The organism is Pseudomonas sp. A014, assembly GCF_052378495.1.
GTDB classification, from domain to species: domain Bacteria; phylum Pseudomonadota; class Gammaproteobacteria; order Pseudomonadales; family Pseudomonadaceae; genus Aquipseudomonas; species Aquipseudomonas machongensis.
In genome coordinates, this window is record NZ_CP199001.1 from 4826897 (window position 1) to 4842824 (window position 15928).

A 15928-nucleotide genomic window follows, 5' to 3' on the forward strand; every position below is an offset into this window, starting at 1 on the left:
AGATGGTTCTACCAGCGCCCGGCAGCATCCTGGTCACTCTGCCTGCCTTCGACCCACCTCGGTCCTTCCTGAGTGTTCTCCTTCTTCCAGAACGGCGCCCGGGTCTTGAGATAGTCCATGATGAAGTTGCAGGCATCGAACGCGGCCTGCCGATGGGCACTGGCGACACCCACGAACACGATCGGCTCGCCCGGTTCCAGCGCACCGATGCGGTGCAGCACCTCGACCTTGAGCAACGGCCAGCGCTGCTCGGCCTCGACCACGATCTTGGCCAGGGCCTTCTCGGTCATGCCTGGGTAGTGCTCGAGAAACATCCCCGCCACCTCGCGACCGTCGTTGAAGTCGCGCACATAACCGACGAACCCCACCACCGCGCCCACGCCAACATTGGCAGCGTGCATGGCATTGACCTCGGCACCGGGGTCGAACGCCGCCTGCTGTACCCGTACGCCCATGCTCAACCTCCGGTCACCGGCGGGAAGAAGGCAAGCTCATCGCCGTCCTCGACCGGCTCATCGAGCCTGCACAGCTCCTCGTTACGCGCGCACATCAGGTTCTGCTCGGCCAGCACGGCGTAAACGCCCCCTCTGGCAACCAGCGCCTGGCGCACGTCGTCGAGTACCTTGAAATCCCCTTCCAGACGCTCGGCATCAACGCCAAGCAGCTCACGGTAACGGGCGAAATAGAGGGCCTTGATCTTCATCACCCCTCCACCTTGTAGTGGCCGCTCTTGCCGCCAAGCTTCTCCAGCAGGCGCACCTGCTCGATGACCATGCCCTTGTCCACGGCCTTGCACATGTCGTAGATCGTCAGCGCCGCGACGCTGGCGGCGGTCAGGGCCTCCATCTCGACACCGGTCTGCCCGGCCAGCTTGCAACGGGCAACGATATGCACCACATCTTCGCCTTCGGCAGCCAGCTCGACCTTGACGCTGGTGAGCATCAGCGGATGGCACAGCGGGATCAGGTCGCTGGTCTTCTTCGCCGCCTGGATACCTGCGATGCGCGCCACGGCGAACACATCGCCCTTGGGATGCTCGCCGTCGACGATCATCCGCAAGGTCTGCGGCAACATGCGCACCCGTGCCTCGGCGATCGCCTCGCGCGCAGTCACGGCTTTTTCAGTGACGTCGACCATGTTGGCACGCCCCTGGGAATCGAGATGAGTCAGCACTGCTCTGCTCCTGTGAAGGGAAAGCAGAGTGTAAACCTGTGGGTCAGCTTTGCGCAGGGGAATGTGTCGGCAGGCTCGGCCTCATCACAGGGCTCGCCCGCCCCCACAACCGTGTGGGAGCGGGCGAGCCTGCGTAATGAGCGATCCGGGTCTACAGGTGCGACTCGGCGTACTCGGCCAGTACCGAACGCGGCACACCCTGCAGGGTGATGTGCACGCCATGGGGGAAGTCCTTGAAGCGCTCGGTCAGGTAGGTCAGGCCCGAGCTGGTCGCGGACAGGTAGGGGGTGTCGATCTGCGCCAGGTTGCCCAGGCAGACCACCTTGGAGCCAGAGCCTGCACGGGTGATGATGGTCTTCATCTGGTGCGGGGTGAGGTTCTGGCATTCATCGATCAGGATCAGGCTCTGCTGGAAGCTGCGGCCACGGATGTAGTTCAGCGACTTGAACTGCAGCGGCACCCGTTCGAGGATGTACTCGACACTGCCGTGGGTGCTTTCGTCATCCATGTGCAACGCCTCGAGGTTGTCGGTGATGGCGCCCAGCCAGGGCTCCATTTTTTCCGCCTCGGTGCCCGGCAGGAAGCCGATCTCCTGGTCCAGCCCCTGCACACTGCGGGTGGCGATGATACGCCGGTAGCGCTTGCTGACCATGGTCTGCTCGATGGCTGCAGCCAATGCCAGGATGGTTTTGCCCGAGCCGGCCGCGCCGGTGAGATTGACCAGGTGGATGTCCGGATCGAGCAGGGCGAACAGCGCCAGGCTCTGGTGGATGTCGCGGGGCTTGAGGCCCCAGGCTTCCTGATGCAGCAGCGGCTCCTGGTGCAGGTCGAGCAATAGCAGCTCGTTCTCGCGAATGCCCTTGATCCAGCCGACGAAGCCCTGCTCGTCGATGATGAACTCATTGACGTGCACGGCCGGCAAGTTGTCGATCAGTTGTACGCGATGCCAGGTGCGGCCCCGTTCCTGGCGGGTGTCGACCTTGCTGACCCGGTCCCAGAAGGAGCCGGTGACCGAGTGGTAGCCCTTCGAGAGCAGGGACACATCGTCGACCAGTTGGTCGGTGCTGTAGTCCTCCGCGGCGATGCCACAGGCGCGCGCCTTCAGGCGCATGTTGATGTCTTTGGTGACCAGCACCACGTCCAGGTCAGCCCGCCTGGCACGCAGCTCCAGCAGTTGGTTGATGATGATGTTGTCGTTGAGGTTTTCCGGCAGCAGCCGGTTCGGTTCGTTGCGCGGGCTCATCAGGATCGACAGGAAGCCCTTCGGCCCGCCCTTGCCACGCTGGATCGGTACCCCTTGTTCGACATCGTTGGGTGATGCATCGCCCAGGGTCTGGTCGATCAGGCGAATGGCCTGGCGGCATTCGGCGGCGATGGTCTGTTTACCGGTCTTGAGCTTGTCGAGTTCCTCCAGCACCGTCATCGGTATGGCGACGTGGTGCTCCTCGAAGTTGAGCAAAGCGTTGGGATCGTGAATCAGGACGTTGGTATCGAGCACATACAGGATTGGCTGGTTGGAGGAAGGGTTGCGTCCTTGGTCATCCATACTCGGTCACCTTATGTGAAAGCAGGACGGCACAGCTTCGCTGCACCGCAGAGTGACCGCCGTTCTCCCCGTATCCGCGTCGTTACGGGCGGGGAGCGCACCTGGCAAAGGAGGGCCTGGATGACGCCACCTGTGCTGCAGGAATCGGCTGTCTGATTCCTTCATACCGCAAAAGGCGTGACGGAAAAAAGACTTTTTACGCTCCGGTGAAGTTTATTTTGCCGAATGACGAACCGCGCTTGGCGATACGGTGACGGGGGACTACAGTCACTGTTGGACCCTGGATTTTCTAGCTAGCGCAGATGCGCGTATTCCATGCAATCCTGCCACCCGATCCCGCTCTGCGCCGTGTGCTGCAACAGCCATTCCAGGGCCGGCTGTGCCTTGGGCAGGGTGTCGTGGAACTGGATTACACCCTTGCGCCATAGCAGCATCAGGGTCATCACCCGCTGGGCCGACTGATCGGCATCCAGCGCGCCGTCGTCCTGGGCGTCGATGTCCCACAGTGACACCTGCAGCCCTTGCGCCGCCATGAACGCCTCGCCGTCGGCACGACGCTGCCCATAGGGTGGGCGGAACAGCGGCACGTACTGCTCGGGCATCAGCCCCTGCACCTGCGCCTGGCTGCGCCGCAGGGAATCCTGCCAGCCCTGCCACTGGGCGTGGGAGCGATACTCCCAGCCCTGAATCCCCACGCACTGTCCAGCGTAGAGCGCCGCGACATTGGCCCCCTGGGCCATGTCGCGGCGCTGCTGCACGCGGTTGCCCAGCACGAAGAACACTGCGCCCAGCTTTTGCCGGCGCAGGTAATCGTTGAGCAGGTCCGTGTTGCCGCCGACCGGGCCAGGGCCGCCGACGAACGTCAGCAGGAACATCCGGTCGTTGAGTTCATCGCCACTGCGCTCGCCATTCGACAGCCGCTCGATCTCGCTGCTGGTCTGTGGAAACAAGGCCGCCTTGCGCAATTGCTCGTCAAGGTAACGGACGTTGAATTGATGGCTGGGCTCGACCCATTCTTTGTAGAATTCGCCGACATATGTAGCGAACGTAGCCGAACGCGTACGCAAATCCGCCATCGAATCCAGCGGATAGCAAAACGATGCATCCTGCTCGCAACTGAGCTGGGCCTGCTGGAAGTTTTCCCACAACCGCTGCCACATGCGCGCACGCACCGAACGGATCACCGCCAGGTTGATCTGCCGCAGCCCCAGGCGCGCCGCCAGAGCGCGCTCATCGAGCATCTCGCTTTCATGCAGCACCTGGGCGAAGGAGAGGATCTGCGCGCGCGATGCCACGTCGAACAGCACCGGGCTGTCGAGTTGCTCGGGCCAATGGCTGCGGTCGAAGCTGACGGAATTGGCTGGAGCGGCCTGCACAGCCAGGCTGAACAACCCGGCCAGCACGGCGAAGGCAATGCGCACGATCGGTTCTCCCTAAACGGATGATGCGCACTATAGCGCCTGCCCGGGCGATGGTCTGTGACTATCGTCACCATAGTTTGGCGTTGCCCTGCTGGCCCCGTAGAATCGTCGGCGACGATTTCAGGAGCCGACCCATGCTGACGGTGATTTCCCCCGCCAAGACCCTCGACTACGACACCCCACCGGTAACCCAGCGCCATACCCTGCCGCAGTACCTGGACGATTCGCAGACGTTGATCACCCAACTGCGCGAGCTGTCGCCGGCGCAGATCGCCGAGCTGATGCACCTGTCCGACAAGCTTGCCGGCCTCAATGCCGCGCGCTTCGGCAGCTGGACCCCAGACTTCACCCCCGCCAACGCCAAGCAGGCGCTGCTGGCGTTCAAGGGCGACGTATACACAGGCCTGGATGCCGAAACCCTTGGCGAGGACGACTTCAGCTATGCCCAGCAACACCTGCGCATGCTCTCGGGCCTCTATGGCCTGCTGCGACCGCTTGACCTGATGCAGCCCTATCGCCTGGAAATGGGCACCAAGCTCGCGAACGCACGCGGCAGGGACCTCTACGCCTTCTGGGGCACGCGCATCAGCGAATGGCTGAACCAGGCCCTGGCCGAACAAGGCGATGACCTGCTGCTGAACCTGGCCAGCAACGAGTACTTCAGCGCCGTGAAGAAGAATGCGCTGAATGCCCGCGTGATCAACGTCGACTTCAAGGACTTGAAGAACGGCCAGTACAAGATCATCAGCTTCTACGCCAAGAAGGCGCGTGGCCTGATGAGCCGCTTCGTGATCCAGGAGCGCATCAACGATCCCGAGCAGCTCAAGCGCTTCGACGTGCAAGGCTACTACTACAGCGCCGAACAATCGAAGCCCGACCACCTGGTGTTCCTGCGCGATCATCCAGCGGACTAGCCCTGCTTCCCAGTCTTGCAGGAGCACCCCAACCAGCGCGCTCCTGCAATCCCCGCCTCAAAAAAGCCAAATTACCGGCGCCAAAAAACAGGCAAGGCTGAGCTTATCGCCAAACGCCATAAGACCGTTCGTAGTTTTTTGACGAATTTTGAAAAAATTTTTCCGATACTGGCATATAACCATCTCATCTTGATTCCGCCCTTTATATATAGGGGCGAAACCCATCCGTGCTATCAGAATGAAAGTATTTCTCACTGAAAAAATATTTAGAAATCTTTCATCTGCCCAGAACGCACCTCGGAACTTCTCCCTTCGCAGATCGCTCATAGCACCCGTAACGAATCACGAGCGTGCAACGTGAGAGATGACTTACAGATGACAAGTGGCAGGTACTCACTACCTGCGCTGATAACTTCGACTACCGCTTCGGTATAACCAAGCGGTCTGTTCAAGCAGGAGAGCCGCGCCCCTTACTAATCGTCCTAGTGGTTGATTTCAAAGGATTTATTCACTTGAAAGAACAAGCACAGCAGCGCACCCGATAACGCGTTGCAATAAAGACGGCTGCATCTCAGGGCACGCCTTTTTATAACTGGCCTTTTACTGCCAACTTTGAGCGCAGCACTGTTTGCGCTCCGGATTCATTCATGCCTGCGTTCGGTGAAGTGTCAATTCGCCATGGATCCGTGCGCCCGTAAAAGCAGGTCAATCAACCCGGTCCGGTTCTTCGAAAGAGCCGGCGTGATAAACACACGAGGTGAATACGATGCGTATCAGCATCTTTGGTTTGGGTTACGTGGGTGCCGTCTGTGCAGGTTGCCTGTCGGCAAGGGGCCATGAAGTGATTGGTGTGGATGTGTCCACCACCAAGATCGACCTCATCAACCAGGGCAAGTCGCCAATCGTCGAGCCGGGTCTGGAGCAACTCCTGCAGCAAGGCATCGCCAATGGTCGCCTGCGTGGCACCACCGACTTCGCCGAGGCGATCCGCGCCAGCGACGTGTCGATGATCTGCGTCGGTACGCCAAGCAAGAAGAACGGCGACCTGGGCCTGGAATACATCGAATCGGTGTGCCGCGAGATCGGCTACGTGCTGCGCGACACCACCCGCCGCCACACCATCGTGGTACGCAGCACCGTGCTGCCGGGCACGGTGAAGAACGTGGTGATCCCGATCCTCGAAGACTGCTCCGGAAAGAAGGCCGGCGTCGATTTCGGCGTGGCGGTCAACCCCGAGTTCCTGCGTGAAAGTACCGCGATCAAGGACTACGACCAGCCTCCGATGACCGTCATCGGCGAACTGGACAGCGCCAGCGGCGACGTACTGCAGGCGATCTACGAAGAGCTCGACGCGCCGATCATCCGCAAGCCGATCGAAGTGGCCGAGATGATCAAGTACACCTGCAACGTCTGGCACGCCACCAAGGTGACCTTCGCCAACGAGATCGGCAACATCGCCAAGGCGGTCGGCGTCGATGGTCGCGAAGTGATGGACGTGGTCTGCCAGGACAAGGCCCTGAACCTGTCGCAGTACTACATGCGCCCAGGCTTCGCCTTCGGCGGTTCGTGCCTGCCCAAGGACGTGCGCGCCCTCACCTACCGTGCTGCCAGCCTCGATGTGAAGGCGCCGCTGCTCGACTCGCTGATGCGCAGCAACGAGTCGCAGGTGCAGAACGCCTTCGACATCATCGAAAGCCACGACAAGCGCAAGATCGCCCTGCTCGGCCTGAGCTTCAAGGCCGGCACCGACGACCTGCGCGAAAGCCCGCTGGTGGAACTGGCCGAGCGCCTGATCGGCAAGGGCTACGAGCTGAACATCTACGACCAGAACGTCGAGTACGCCCGTGTCCACGGCGCCAACAAGGACTACATCGAGTCGAAGATCCCGCATGTCTCGTCGCTGCTCAACGCCGACTTCCAGCAGGTGGTCGATGGCGCCGACATCATCATCCTCGGCAACCGCGACGAACAGTTCCGCGCCCTTGCCCAGCAGGCGCCGGAAGGCAAGCAGGTGATCGATCTGGTCGGCTTCATGAGCAAGCCCACCAGCACCCTCACCCGCACCGAAGGCATCTGCTGGTAAGCCAGCCCGACGCGGGGCCGGTCGGCCCCGCATTCTCCTGATTCTCGCGACGGATGCTGAACATGCAAAGGCTCCAGACAGTGCTGTTGCAGTGCGCCGGATGGCTGCTCTACATGAGCCTGCTCATGCTGATCGCCCTGGCCCTGCCCAGCGATATCTTCGATTCGCAGTCGAAGCACTTCATCTTCCTGGTCGGCGCAGTCGGCATCTGGCGCTACTCCATGGGCGCCACCCATTTCATCCGCGGCATGATCTTCCTGTACCTGGTCTACCCCTACCTGCGCCGCAAGGTGCAGAAGCTGGGCAAGGCAGCCGAACCGTCGCATGTGTACCTGATGGTCACCAGCTTTCGCATCGATGCGCTGACCACCGCCCAGGTGTACAGCTCGGTGATCCGCGAAGCGATCGAATGCGGCTATCCGACCACCGTGGTCTGCTCGCTGGTGGAGAAGTCCGACGAGCTGCTGGTCAAGAGCCTGTGGGCCAAGTACAACCCGCCCGAACACGTCGCCCTGGACTTCGTGCGCATCGCCGGTACCGGCAAGCGCGACGGCCTGGCCTACGGTTTTCGGGCCATCTCGCGGATGCTGCCGGACGAAAACGCCGTGGTTGCGGTGATCGACGGCGACACCGTGCTGGCCGAGGGCGTAGTTCGCAAGACCGTGCCCTGGTTCAAGCTCTACCCCAATGTCGGTGGCCTGACCACCAACGAATTCTGCGAAGTGCGCGGCGGCTACATCATGAGCGAGTGGCACAAGCTGCGCTTCGCCCAGCGCCACATCAACATGTGCTCGATGGCGCTGTCCAAGCGCGTGCTGACCATGACCGGGCGCATGTCGATGTTCCGCGCAAGCGTGGTCACCAACCCCGAGTTCATCGCCGACGTCGAAAGCGACTCGCTGATGCACTGGCGCCTGGGCCGCTTCAAGTTCCTCACCGGCGACGACAAGTCGAGCTGGTTCAGCCTGATGCGCCTGGGCTACGACACCTTCTACGTGCCGGACGCGGCGATCAACACGGTCGAGCATCCGCCGGAAAAGAGCTTCGTCAAGGCCAGCCGCAAGCTGATGTACCGCTGGTATGGCAACAACCTGCGGCAGAACTCCCGCGCCCTGGGCCTGGGCCTCAAGCGCCTGGGGCTGTTCACCAGCATCGTGCTGCTCGACCAGCGTGTGTCGATGTGGACCAGCCTGCTGGGCCTGACCGTGGCGGTGATCGCCAGCTTCAAGTTCGGCCTGCAGTTCCTGCTGGTGTACCTGCTGTGGATCGGCATCACCCGCCTGATCCTCACCATCATGCTGCTGTGCTCGGGCCACAGTGTCGGCCCGGCCTATCCGCTGATCCTCTATTACAACCAGATCGTCGGCGCGCTGATGAAGATCTACGTGTTCTTCCGCCTCGACAAGCAGTCCTGGACCCGCCAGCCGACTGCACTGAAACGTGACCTCGCCAGCTTTCAACAATGGTTCAACACCTGGTCCTCTCGGACCATGACCTTCTCGGCCGCCAGCATCTTCGTCGCTGTGCTGTTCATGGTCGTGTGAGCCCAACCCGGATCGATCCAACAGGAACAAATCGCCATGAATACCGCCGTGAACGTCAACGTCGTGCATGAGTCCGAAGCCCAGCGCCAGCACGCCCGGGTGCGCATCCCGGCCAAGCTGCGCTACCTGGACAGCGAGCGCCAGCCGCAGGATGTGAAGGTCGACGACCTCTCCGCCGGTGGTCTGTCGTTCCATGCCAAAAAAGCTCTTCCGGTCGGAGATGTCGTACGTGGTCGCCTGCAGTTCGTGGTCGACAACCTGGGGCTGTCGATGGACATCGAGTTCCTGGTGCGCTCGAGCGATCCGCAGAGCGGCCGCACCGGTGTCGAATTCCAGAACCTGGAACCGCGCGATATCGCCACCCTGCGCCACATCATCACCTCCCACCTGTCCGGCGAGCTGATCAGCGTCGGTGATGTGCTCAGTACCCTGCAGCGCGACAACTTCACCAAGGCGCGCAAGCAGAAGGACGCAGGCTCCGGCCTTTCGGCCTTCGGTCGCCTGCGTGCCGTCACCGTCACCCTGGGCGTGTTCGTGGTCGGCATCGCCGCCTTCGGTTTCGTCGCCAAATCGCTGTACGGCCTGTACTTCGTCAGCCACGCCGAGGCCGGTGTGGTCGCAGTACCGACCACCAACGTCACCATGCCCCGCGACGGCAGCATGCAGAGCCTGGTGGAAAACGGTGCGCAGGTGGTCAAGGGCGCGCCGCTGGCGACCTTCAACACCAGCATGCTCGACCTGCTCAAGGGCCATCTGGACGACTCGCAACTGGAGCCAGCCAAGGTCGAGGAACTGTTTGGCAAGCAGCTTTCCGGCACCCTCACCAGCCCTTGCGACTGCGTGGTCGCCCGCCAGCTGGTGGATGACGGCCAGTACGCCAGCAAGGGCCAGGTGGTCTACCAGTTGATCCCGCGCACCACCAACCCGATGGTCGAGGCGCGCTTCAGCTATCGCCAGTTCGACGAGGTCAAGCCCGGCACCCGGGTCAACTTCCAGATCGCCGGCGAAGACGAGGTGCGCACCGGTGTGATCGTCGGCAGCGCCAGCCTGGACAACGACAACCTGGCTTCGGACATTCGCGTGCAGATCAAGCCAGACGAGTCGCTGCCTGCAGAGCTGGCCGGCCGCCCGGCTTCGGTGAACAGCGACCGCGGTCCCTCGCTGAACTGGCTGATCGACAAGGCCGTGGCCCGCGGGCTCTGAGGGGGACAGGACGATGACGCCGAACAATTATCCCTGCGTCCCCGTGGGAGCGGACTTGCCCGCGAAGGGGCCAGCAGGCACACCTTCATCCCAGGTCCCGGCCATTCGCGGGCAAGCCCGCTCCCACAGGGCTCTCGGGCTCTGCGTCCTGGCCATCACCCTGGCCGGCTGCGTCGGTTTGCCTGACCAGCGCCTGGCCAACGAGGCCCTGAAGCGCGGCGACACCGCCACCGCCGAGGCCAACTACAAGGCACTTGCCGACCTGGGCTACAGCGACGCACAGGTCGGCCTGGCCGACATTCAGGTTGGCACCCGCGACCCGGCCCAGCTCAAGCAGGCCGAAGCCACCTACCGCGCCGCAGCCGCTACCTCACCACGTGCCCAGGCACGCCTGGGCCGCCTGCTGGTGGCCAAGCCCGACAGCACCCAGGCCGAACGCGAAGAGGCCGAAACCCTGCTCAAGCTCGCGGCCAGGCAAGGTGAGGGCAACACCCTGATCCCGCTGGCGATGCTCTACCTGCAATACCCGCAGAGCTTCCCGAACATCAACGCCCAGCAGCAGATCGACCAGTGGCGCGCCGCCGGCAACCCCGAGGCGGGCCTGGCCCAGGTGCTGCTGTACCGCACCCAAGGCACCTACGACCAGCACCTGGCCGAGGTGGAGCAGATCTGCAAGGCCGCGCTGAGCAGCACCGACATCTGCTACGTGGAGTTGGCCACCGTCTACCAGAAACGCGCCCAACCCGACCAGCAGGCCGCCCTGCTCGACCAGCTCAAGGCCGCCTATGCCCGCAATGCGGTGCCTGCCACACGGGTCGACAGCGTCGCCCGCGTGCTCGCCGACCGGAGCCTCGGCCAGACCGACGAGAAGACCGCCAAGGACCTGCTCGAACACGTCGCCCCGGCCAACCCGGCATCCTGGGTCAGCCTTGCGCAACTGCTCTACGACTTCCCTGAACTGGGCGACACCGACCAGCTGATGGCCTACATCGACAAGGGCCGCGAAGCCGAGCAGCCCCGCGCCGAACTGCTGCTGGGCCGCCTCTACTACGAAGGCAAGACCGTTCCGGCCGATGCCGTGAAGGCCGAGCAACACCTGCAGGCCGCCGCCGACGCCGGCGAAATCAGCGCCCACTACTACCTAGGCCAGCTCTACCGCCGCGGCTACCTGGGCCATGTCGAGCCGCAGAAAGCCGTCGACCACCTGCTCAGCGCGGCTCGTGGTGGCCAGCTCAGTGCCGACTACGCCCTGGCCCAGCTCTACAGCGAAGGCCACGGCATCCGCCAGAACACCGGCAACGCCTGGGTATTCGCCCAGCTTGCCCAGGCCAACCCGACGCCGCAGTCCAGCGAACTGCTGCAGCAACTCGACCAGCAACTCACGCCCGACCAGCGCAGCCAGGCCCAGCGCCTGCTGGAGCAGGAGAAGAAGGCGCGTGCCGGGATGCTCCAGGCCAGCAACAGCCCGCTGGCCCTGGACGCCCTGCAAGACGAGAAAGACGTAGACGCCGAGGACTCGCTATGACGCTCAATCCCTTCGTGAAAGCCGGCATCGGCCTGAGCTTCGCCCTGCTGTGGTCGCTGCCGACCCTGGCCGCGGAAACCGCAGTGAAGAACTTCGGCCTGGACGTGAAGATCACCGGCCAGTCCGAGGACGACCGTGACCTGGGCACCCGCTCCGGCGGCGACGTCAACGGCCTGGGCCTGGACCTGCGTCCCTGGGTGTATGGCGAGCGCGGCAACTGGAGCGCCTTCGCCATGGGCCAGGCGGTGACTGCCACCGACATCATCGAGACCGACACCCTGCGCCAGAACGACGACGGCACCGCCGTCGACACCGGCGACGACAGCCGCAAGCCGGACAAGAGCTACCTGGCCCTGCGCGAATTCTGGATCGGCTACAGCGGCTTCACGCCCTACCCCGGCGAGCAACTGCGCTTCGGCCGCCAACGCCTGCGCAGCGACGACGGCATGTGGCGCGACACCAACATCGAGGCGCTGAACTGGAGCTTCGACACCACCCTGCTCAAGGCCGACCTCGGCGTGGCCCAGCGCTTCAGCGAATACCGCACCGACCTCACCGAGCTGGCCCCCGAAGACAAGGACCGCACGCACGTCTACGGCAACATCGCCACGCAGTGGACACCCGGCCATTGGGTCGGCCTGCGCGCCCACCACACCCATGACAGCGGCAGCCTGAAGAACCCCGGCGAGACCGTCGATGCCCTCGACAAGACCCGCACCGGCGACCTCACCTGGCTGGGCCTTGAGGCCAACAGCGACGCCTACAACTGGCGCAACGACCACACCGTCAACTACTGGGGCAGCGTCACCTGGCTGACCGGCAATCGCGACAGCCTCAGCAGCCAGCTGGTCGGCGAAGACCAGGTCGCCACCGGCAAACAGAGCGGCGACGTCAATGCCTGGGCCACCGACCTCGGTATCCGTCTGCGCCTCGACCCGCAGTGGCAGGTCGGCGCGGCCTACGCCCGTGGCAGCGGTGGTGGCGGCAGCGATGGCTCGAACAACTTCGAGCAGACCGGCCTTGAGAGCAACCGCTCCAACTTCACCGGCACCCGCTCGCGCGTGCACCGCTTCGGCGAGGCCTTCCGCGGCGAGCTGGGCAACCTGCAGGCCGCGACCCTGTTCGCCTCCTGGCAACTGCGCGACGACTACGACGCAAGCTTCATCTACCACAAGTTCTGGCGCGTCGATGGCAACCAGAACATCGGCTCCAGCGGCATCAACGCGGTGGTCAACGACGATGGCATCAACCGTCCGCTGATCAACGGCGAGAAGGACCTGGGCCAGGAGATGGACGTGGTGGTCACCAAGTACTTCAAGCAGGGCCTGCTGCCCGCCTCGCTGAGCCAGTCGATCGACGAGCCGTCGGCCCTGGTACGCCTGCGCGCCGGTGTGTTCAAGCCCGGCGATGCCTATGGCAAGGAAGCGGACTCGTACATGCACCGCGCCTTCGTCGACGTGATCTGGCGCTTCTGAGGCCGGGAGAGGACCGTTATGAACCTGCACCCGAACCTCCGCCACAGCCTGCTCGCCAGCGCCCTGCTGCTGGCCAGCGGCATGGCCGCCGCGGCCCAGCCGGCGGTGATCGCCAAGGAGCTGCAACAGGCCAAGACCTACACCGTCGCCAGCGCGCCGATCGAGCCGCTGCAGATGGATCCGCCCAAGCTGCCCGACCTCTCCGGCTACACCGCGCAGGCCGTGCAACAGAAGATAGACCGCCGCCACAAGGGCAAGGTCAGCGTGCGCCGCATGCTCCAGGAAGAGTCGCTCAAGGAATTCATCGGCGGCGACAACAAGGCCGCCGAGTGGGTCCAGCGCCAGCACGGCATCCCCCAGGCGATCTTCGTCGATGACGGGCATGTCGACCTGGTCGAACTGAGCAAGAAGGTGCCCGCCCAGTACCTGCGCGAAACCGCGCCGGGCGTGTATCTGGCGCGCCTGCCGATCGTGGTCGGGCGCAAGGGCGTGCTGGAGATCGACGGCAAGGTCAAGGAGCTGCGCCTGTCCCAGGAGGGCGGCTCGTTCATCGTCAATGACGGCAAGCTGTTCGTCAGCGATACCCAGGTCACCGGCTGGCGCGAGCAGGCCAACGGCCCGGCGACTTTCCGCTCGCCCAAGGAATTCCGCCCGTTCCTGCTCAGCTGGGGCGGCACCGAGACGTACATCGTCAACAGCAAGATGGCCAGCTTCGGCTATGCCAAGTCCAAGTCGTATGGCGTGAGCATCTCGCAGTACACCCCGAACATGGCCAAGCAGATGGGCCGCCCTGAACCGACCGGCTGGATCATCGGCTCGGAGTTCAGCGACATGTGGTACGGCTTCTACTGCTACGAGACCAGCGACTTCGTGGTCAAGGACTCGACCTACCGCGACAACATCGTCTACGGCATCGACCCGCACGACCGCTCGCACCGCCTGATCATTGCCGGCAACACCGTGTACGGCACCAAGAAGAAGCACGGGATCATCGTCTCGCGCGAGGTCAACGACAGCTGGATCATCAACAACAAGAGCTACGACAACAAGCTCTCGGGCGTAGTGATCGACCGTAACAGCGTCAACAACCTGATCGCCTACAACGAGATCTACCGCAACCACACCGACGGCATCACCCTCTACGAGAGCGGCGACAACCTGATCTGGGGCAACAAGCTGATCAACAACCGTCGCCACGGCATCCGCGTACGCAACAGCGTGAACATCCGCCTGTACGAAAACATCGCCATGGCCAACGGCCTGGTCGGGGTGTACGGGCACATCAAGGACCTCTCCGACACCGACCGCGACATCGCCCTCGACCCGTTCGACACCAAGGTGTCGCTGATCGTGGTTGGCGGCGAGCTGGCGGCCAACGGTTCCGGGCCCTTATCGATCGACTCGCCGCTGTCGGTGGAGCTGTACAAGGTGTCCATGCTCGCCCCGCGCAAATCCAGCGGCATCAGCCTCAACGGCGTGCTCGGCGAGCGCCAGGACGAAATCCTCGACCTGCTGGTGCGCCAGCAGAAGGCCGTGCTGATCGACCCGGTCGAACGCCAGACCGAAATGATCGATTAAGGAAGCCCAGACCATGACCCCACACCTGATGAAACTGCTCGGCCTGTCCGCCGCCCTCCTGGCCATCAGCCAGGGCGTGCGCGCCGACGACGTGCAGCCACCGAGCTTCAGCGCCGAGCCGTGCTGCCAGCTGTGCCCCGAGGCCCACGACGCCAGCCGCTACACCACCCGCTACCAGCAGAACTTCACCACCCTGGTACAGGCCCAGGGCGACTGGCTGTTCCGTACCCGCGAAGACCTGCGCACCGAATTCGACACCACGCCCGGCGGCTACAAGCGTCTGCAGCAGGTGCACGATGCGTTCAAGAAACGCGGCGTGGAGCTGGTGGTGGTCTACCAGCCGACCCGTGGCCTGGTAAACCGCAACATGCTCAAGCCCGAAGAGAAGGCTGCCTTCGACTACCAGAAAGCCCTGCACAACTACCAGGCGATACTGCAGCGCTTCGCCCGGATGGGCTACAACGTGCCCGACCTCTCGCCCCTGACCAACGAGCAGCTCGCCGCAGCCGACCAGGGCAAGGACTTCTACTTCCGCGGCGACCAGCACTGGACGCCCTATGGCGCCGAGCGCGCAGCGAAGATCGTGGCCGACACCGTGCACAAGATGCCGGCTTTCGAGGGTATTCCACGCAAGGAATTCGAAACCCGGAAATCCGGACGCATGGGCAAGACCGGCACCCTGCACAACGTCGCCGGACAACTGTGCGGCACCAGCTACGCGGTGCAGTACATGGACCAGTTCGCCACCGAACCCAAGGGGGGCGCCAGCGGCGGCGACGACCTGTTCGGCGATTCAGGCAACGCGCAGATCACCCTGGTCGGCACCAGCCACAGTGGCAAGAACTACAACTTCTCGGGCTTTCTGGAACAGTACATCGGCGCCGACGTACTCAATGTCGCTTTCCCCGGCGGCGGCCTGGAAGGCTCGATGATCCAGTACCTGGGCAGCGAGGAGTTCCACAAGAACCCGCCGAAGATCCTGATCTGGGAATTCTCGCCGCTGTACCGCCTGGACCAGGAAACCATCTGGCGGCAGATCCTCGGCCTGCTCGACGATGGCTGCGACGGCCGCCCGGCGCAAATGAGCGCCAGCACCACACTCAAGCCGGGCAAGAACGAGCTGATGGTCAACGGCAAGGGTGGCGTGATCAAGGACCTGGTCAACCGCAATCACCAACTCGACATCCGTTTCGAGGACACCTCGGTCAAGGTGCTGCAGGCCACCCTCTGGTACCTGAACGGGCGCCACGAGGACATCAAGATCGAAAAACCCGAGACCTCCGACACCGACGGACGCTTCGTCTTCCAGATGCGCGAGGACGAAGACTGGGCCAGCCAGAACCTGCTGGCCCTGGAAGTCCAGGGCCCGGAAAACGGCACCCAGAAAGTCGAGGCCAAGCTCTGCAAACGCAACAACTTCGCCGGCAGCGCGCGCAACACCGCGCAAGCCGGCCAGTGAGGCGAAC

The 15928-nt window shown here is 63.4% G+C and carries 13 protein-coding genes; 8 read left to right on the top strand and 5 right to left on the bottom strand.

Translation table 11 applies throughout. The features are described from left to right. Positions 1 to 8: 8 nt before the first annotated feature. The 5 genes from moaE to ACTYOL_RS22500 all read right to left on the bottom strand — a co-directional run bounded on the left by moaE (position 9) and on the right by ACTYOL_RS22500 (position 4140). Positions 9 to 455 carry a molybdopterin synthase catalytic subunit MoaE gene (gene moaE / locus ACTYOL_RS22480; protein WP_065864156.1) on the bottom strand — a complete coding sequence of 149 codons (447 nt, stop codon included), beginning with the start codon at positions 453 to 455 and terminating at the stop codon, positions 9 to 11. A 2-nt stretch (positions 456 to 457) separates the two neighbouring features. Beyond that, the gene (locus ACTYOL_RS22485) at positions 458 to 703 is read right to left on the bottom strand and encodes a MoaD/ThiS family protein (RefSeq protein WP_063546029.1); all 246 of its coding nucleotides are present in this window, start codon (positions 701 to 703) and stop codon (positions 458 to 460) included. Beyond that, positions 703 to 1173, bottom strand: a complete 471-nt coding sequence (gene moaC / locus ACTYOL_RS22490; RefSeq protein ID WP_054894923.1) for a cyclic pyranopterin monophosphate synthase MoaC — start codon at positions 1171 to 1173, stop codon at positions 703 to 705. The genes ACTYOL_RS22485 and moaC overlap by 1 nt, the downstream gene beginning before the upstream one ends. A gap of 151 nt (positions 1174 to 1324) precedes the next feature. Next, entirely contained in the window at positions 1325 to 2719 is a 1395-nt protein-coding gene (locus tag ACTYOL_RS22495; RefSeq protein ID WP_054894922.1) for a PhoH family protein, read from the bottom strand. A gap of 293 nt (positions 2720 to 3012) precedes the next feature. Next, positions 3013 to 4140 (bottom strand): polysaccharide deacetylase family protein, encoded by a 1128-nt coding sequence (locus ACTYOL_RS22500; protein WP_444757074.1) that lies wholly within the window; start codon positions 4138 to 4140, stop codon positions 3013 to 3015. Between the two features lie 134 nt (positions 4141 to 4274). Here ACTYOL_RS22500 and yaaA point away from each other — a divergent pair, with 134 nt between their 5' ends. The 8 genes from yaaA (at position 4275) to ACTYOL_RS22540 (ending at position 15921) form a co-directional block, all read left to right on the top strand. Then, on the top strand, positions 4275 to 5054 hold the full coding sequence (gene yaaA / locus ACTYOL_RS22505; RefSeq protein ID WP_200604011.1) for a peroxide stress protein YaaA: 780 nt from the start codon (positions 4275 to 4277) through the stop codon (positions 5052 to 5054). 766 nt (positions 5055 to 5820) lie between these two features. After that, complete coding sequence (locus ACTYOL_RS22510; RefSeq protein WP_065864153.1) at positions 5821 to 7137, top strand: nucleotide sugar dehydrogenase; 1317 nt, start codon at positions 5821 to 5823, stop codon at positions 7135 to 7137. Between the two features lie 62 nt (positions 7138 to 7199). Continuing rightward, positions 7200 to 8681, top strand: coding sequence for a glycosyltransferase family 2 protein (locus ACTYOL_RS22515; RefSeq protein WP_172964813.1), 1482 nt, complete (start codon positions 7200 to 7202; stop codon positions 8679 to 8681). A gap of 36 nt (positions 8682 to 8717) precedes the next feature. Next, the gene (locus ACTYOL_RS22520; RefSeq protein WP_054894917.1) at positions 8718 to 9884 is read left to right on the top strand and encodes an alginate biosynthesis protein Alg44; all 1167 of its coding nucleotides are present in this window, start codon (positions 8718 to 8720) and stop codon (positions 9882 to 9884) included. 13 nt (positions 9885 to 9897) lie between these two features. Further along, on the top strand, positions 9898 to 11409 hold the full coding sequence (gene algK / locus ACTYOL_RS22525; RefSeq protein ID WP_444757075.1) for an alginate biosynthesis TPR repeat lipoprotein AlgK: 1512 nt from the start codon (positions 9898 to 9900) through the stop codon (positions 11407 to 11409). Next, on the top strand, positions 11406 to 12884 hold the full coding sequence (locus ACTYOL_RS22530) for an alginate export family protein (protein WP_063546035.1): 1479 nt from the start codon (positions 11406 to 11408) through the stop codon (positions 12882 to 12884). Before algK ends, ACTYOL_RS22530 begins: the two co-directional genes overlap by 4 nt. Positions 12885 to 12902: 18 nt before the next feature. Beyond that, complete coding sequence (gene algG / locus ACTYOL_RS22535) at positions 12903 to 14462, top strand: mannuronan 5-epimerase AlgG (protein WP_054894914.1); 1560 nt, start codon at positions 12903 to 12905, stop codon at positions 14460 to 14462. A gap of 13 nt (positions 14463 to 14475) precedes the next feature. After that, the gene (locus ACTYOL_RS22540) at positions 14476 to 15921 is read left to right on the top strand and encodes an alginate O-acetyltransferase (protein WP_444757076.1); all 1446 of its coding nucleotides are present in this window, start codon (positions 14476 to 14478) and stop codon (positions 15919 to 15921) included. The last annotated feature ends 7 nt before the right edge of the window (positions 15922 to 15928 follow it).

What these genes read in the sequence shown, in the direction of transcription:
- ACTYOL_RS22540 (WP_444757076.1), top strand. Translation starts at nt 14,476, where the DNA reads ATGACCCCACACCTGATGAAACTGCTCGGCCTGTCCGCCGCCCTCCTG.
- algG (WP_054894914.1), top strand. Translation starts at nt 12,903, where the DNA reads ATGAACCTGCACCCGAACCTCCGCCACAGCCTGCTCGCCAGCGCCCTG.
- moaE (WP_065864156.1), bottom strand. Translation starts at nt 455, where the DNA reads ATGGGCGTACGGGTACAGCAGGCGGCGTTCGACCCCGGTGCCGAGGTC.
- ACTYOL_RS22495 (WP_054894922.1), bottom strand. Translation starts at nt 2,719, where the DNA reads ATGGATGACCAAGGACGCAACCCTTCCTCCAACCAGCCAATCCTGTAT.
- ACTYOL_RS22530 (WP_063546035.1), top strand. Translation starts at nt 11,406, where the DNA reads ATGACGCTCAATCCCTTCGTGAAAGCCGGCATCGGCCTGAGCTTCGCC.
- ACTYOL_RS22510 (WP_065864153.1), top strand. Translation starts at nt 5,821, where the DNA reads ATGCGTATCAGCATCTTTGGTTTGGGTTACGTGGGTGCCGTCTGTGCA.
- yaaA (WP_200604011.1), top strand. Translation starts at nt 4,275, where the DNA reads ATGCTGACGGTGATTTCCCCCGCCAAGACCCTCGACTACGACACCCCA.
- ACTYOL_RS22520 (WP_054894917.1), top strand. Translation starts at nt 8,718, where the DNA reads ATGAATACCGCCGTGAACGTCAACGTCGTGCATGAGTCCGAAGCCCAG.
- algK (WP_444757075.1), top strand. Translation starts at nt 9,898, where the DNA reads ATGACGCCGAACAATTATCCCTGCGTCCCCGTGGGAGCGGACTTGCCC.
- ACTYOL_RS22485 (WP_063546029.1), bottom strand. Translation starts at nt 703, where the DNA reads ATGAAGATCAAGGCCCTCTATTTCGCCCGTTACCGTGAGCTGCTTGGC.
- ACTYOL_RS22515 (WP_172964813.1), top strand. Translation starts at nt 7,200, where the DNA reads ATGCAAAGGCTCCAGACAGTGCTGTTGCAGTGCGCCGGATGGCTGCTC.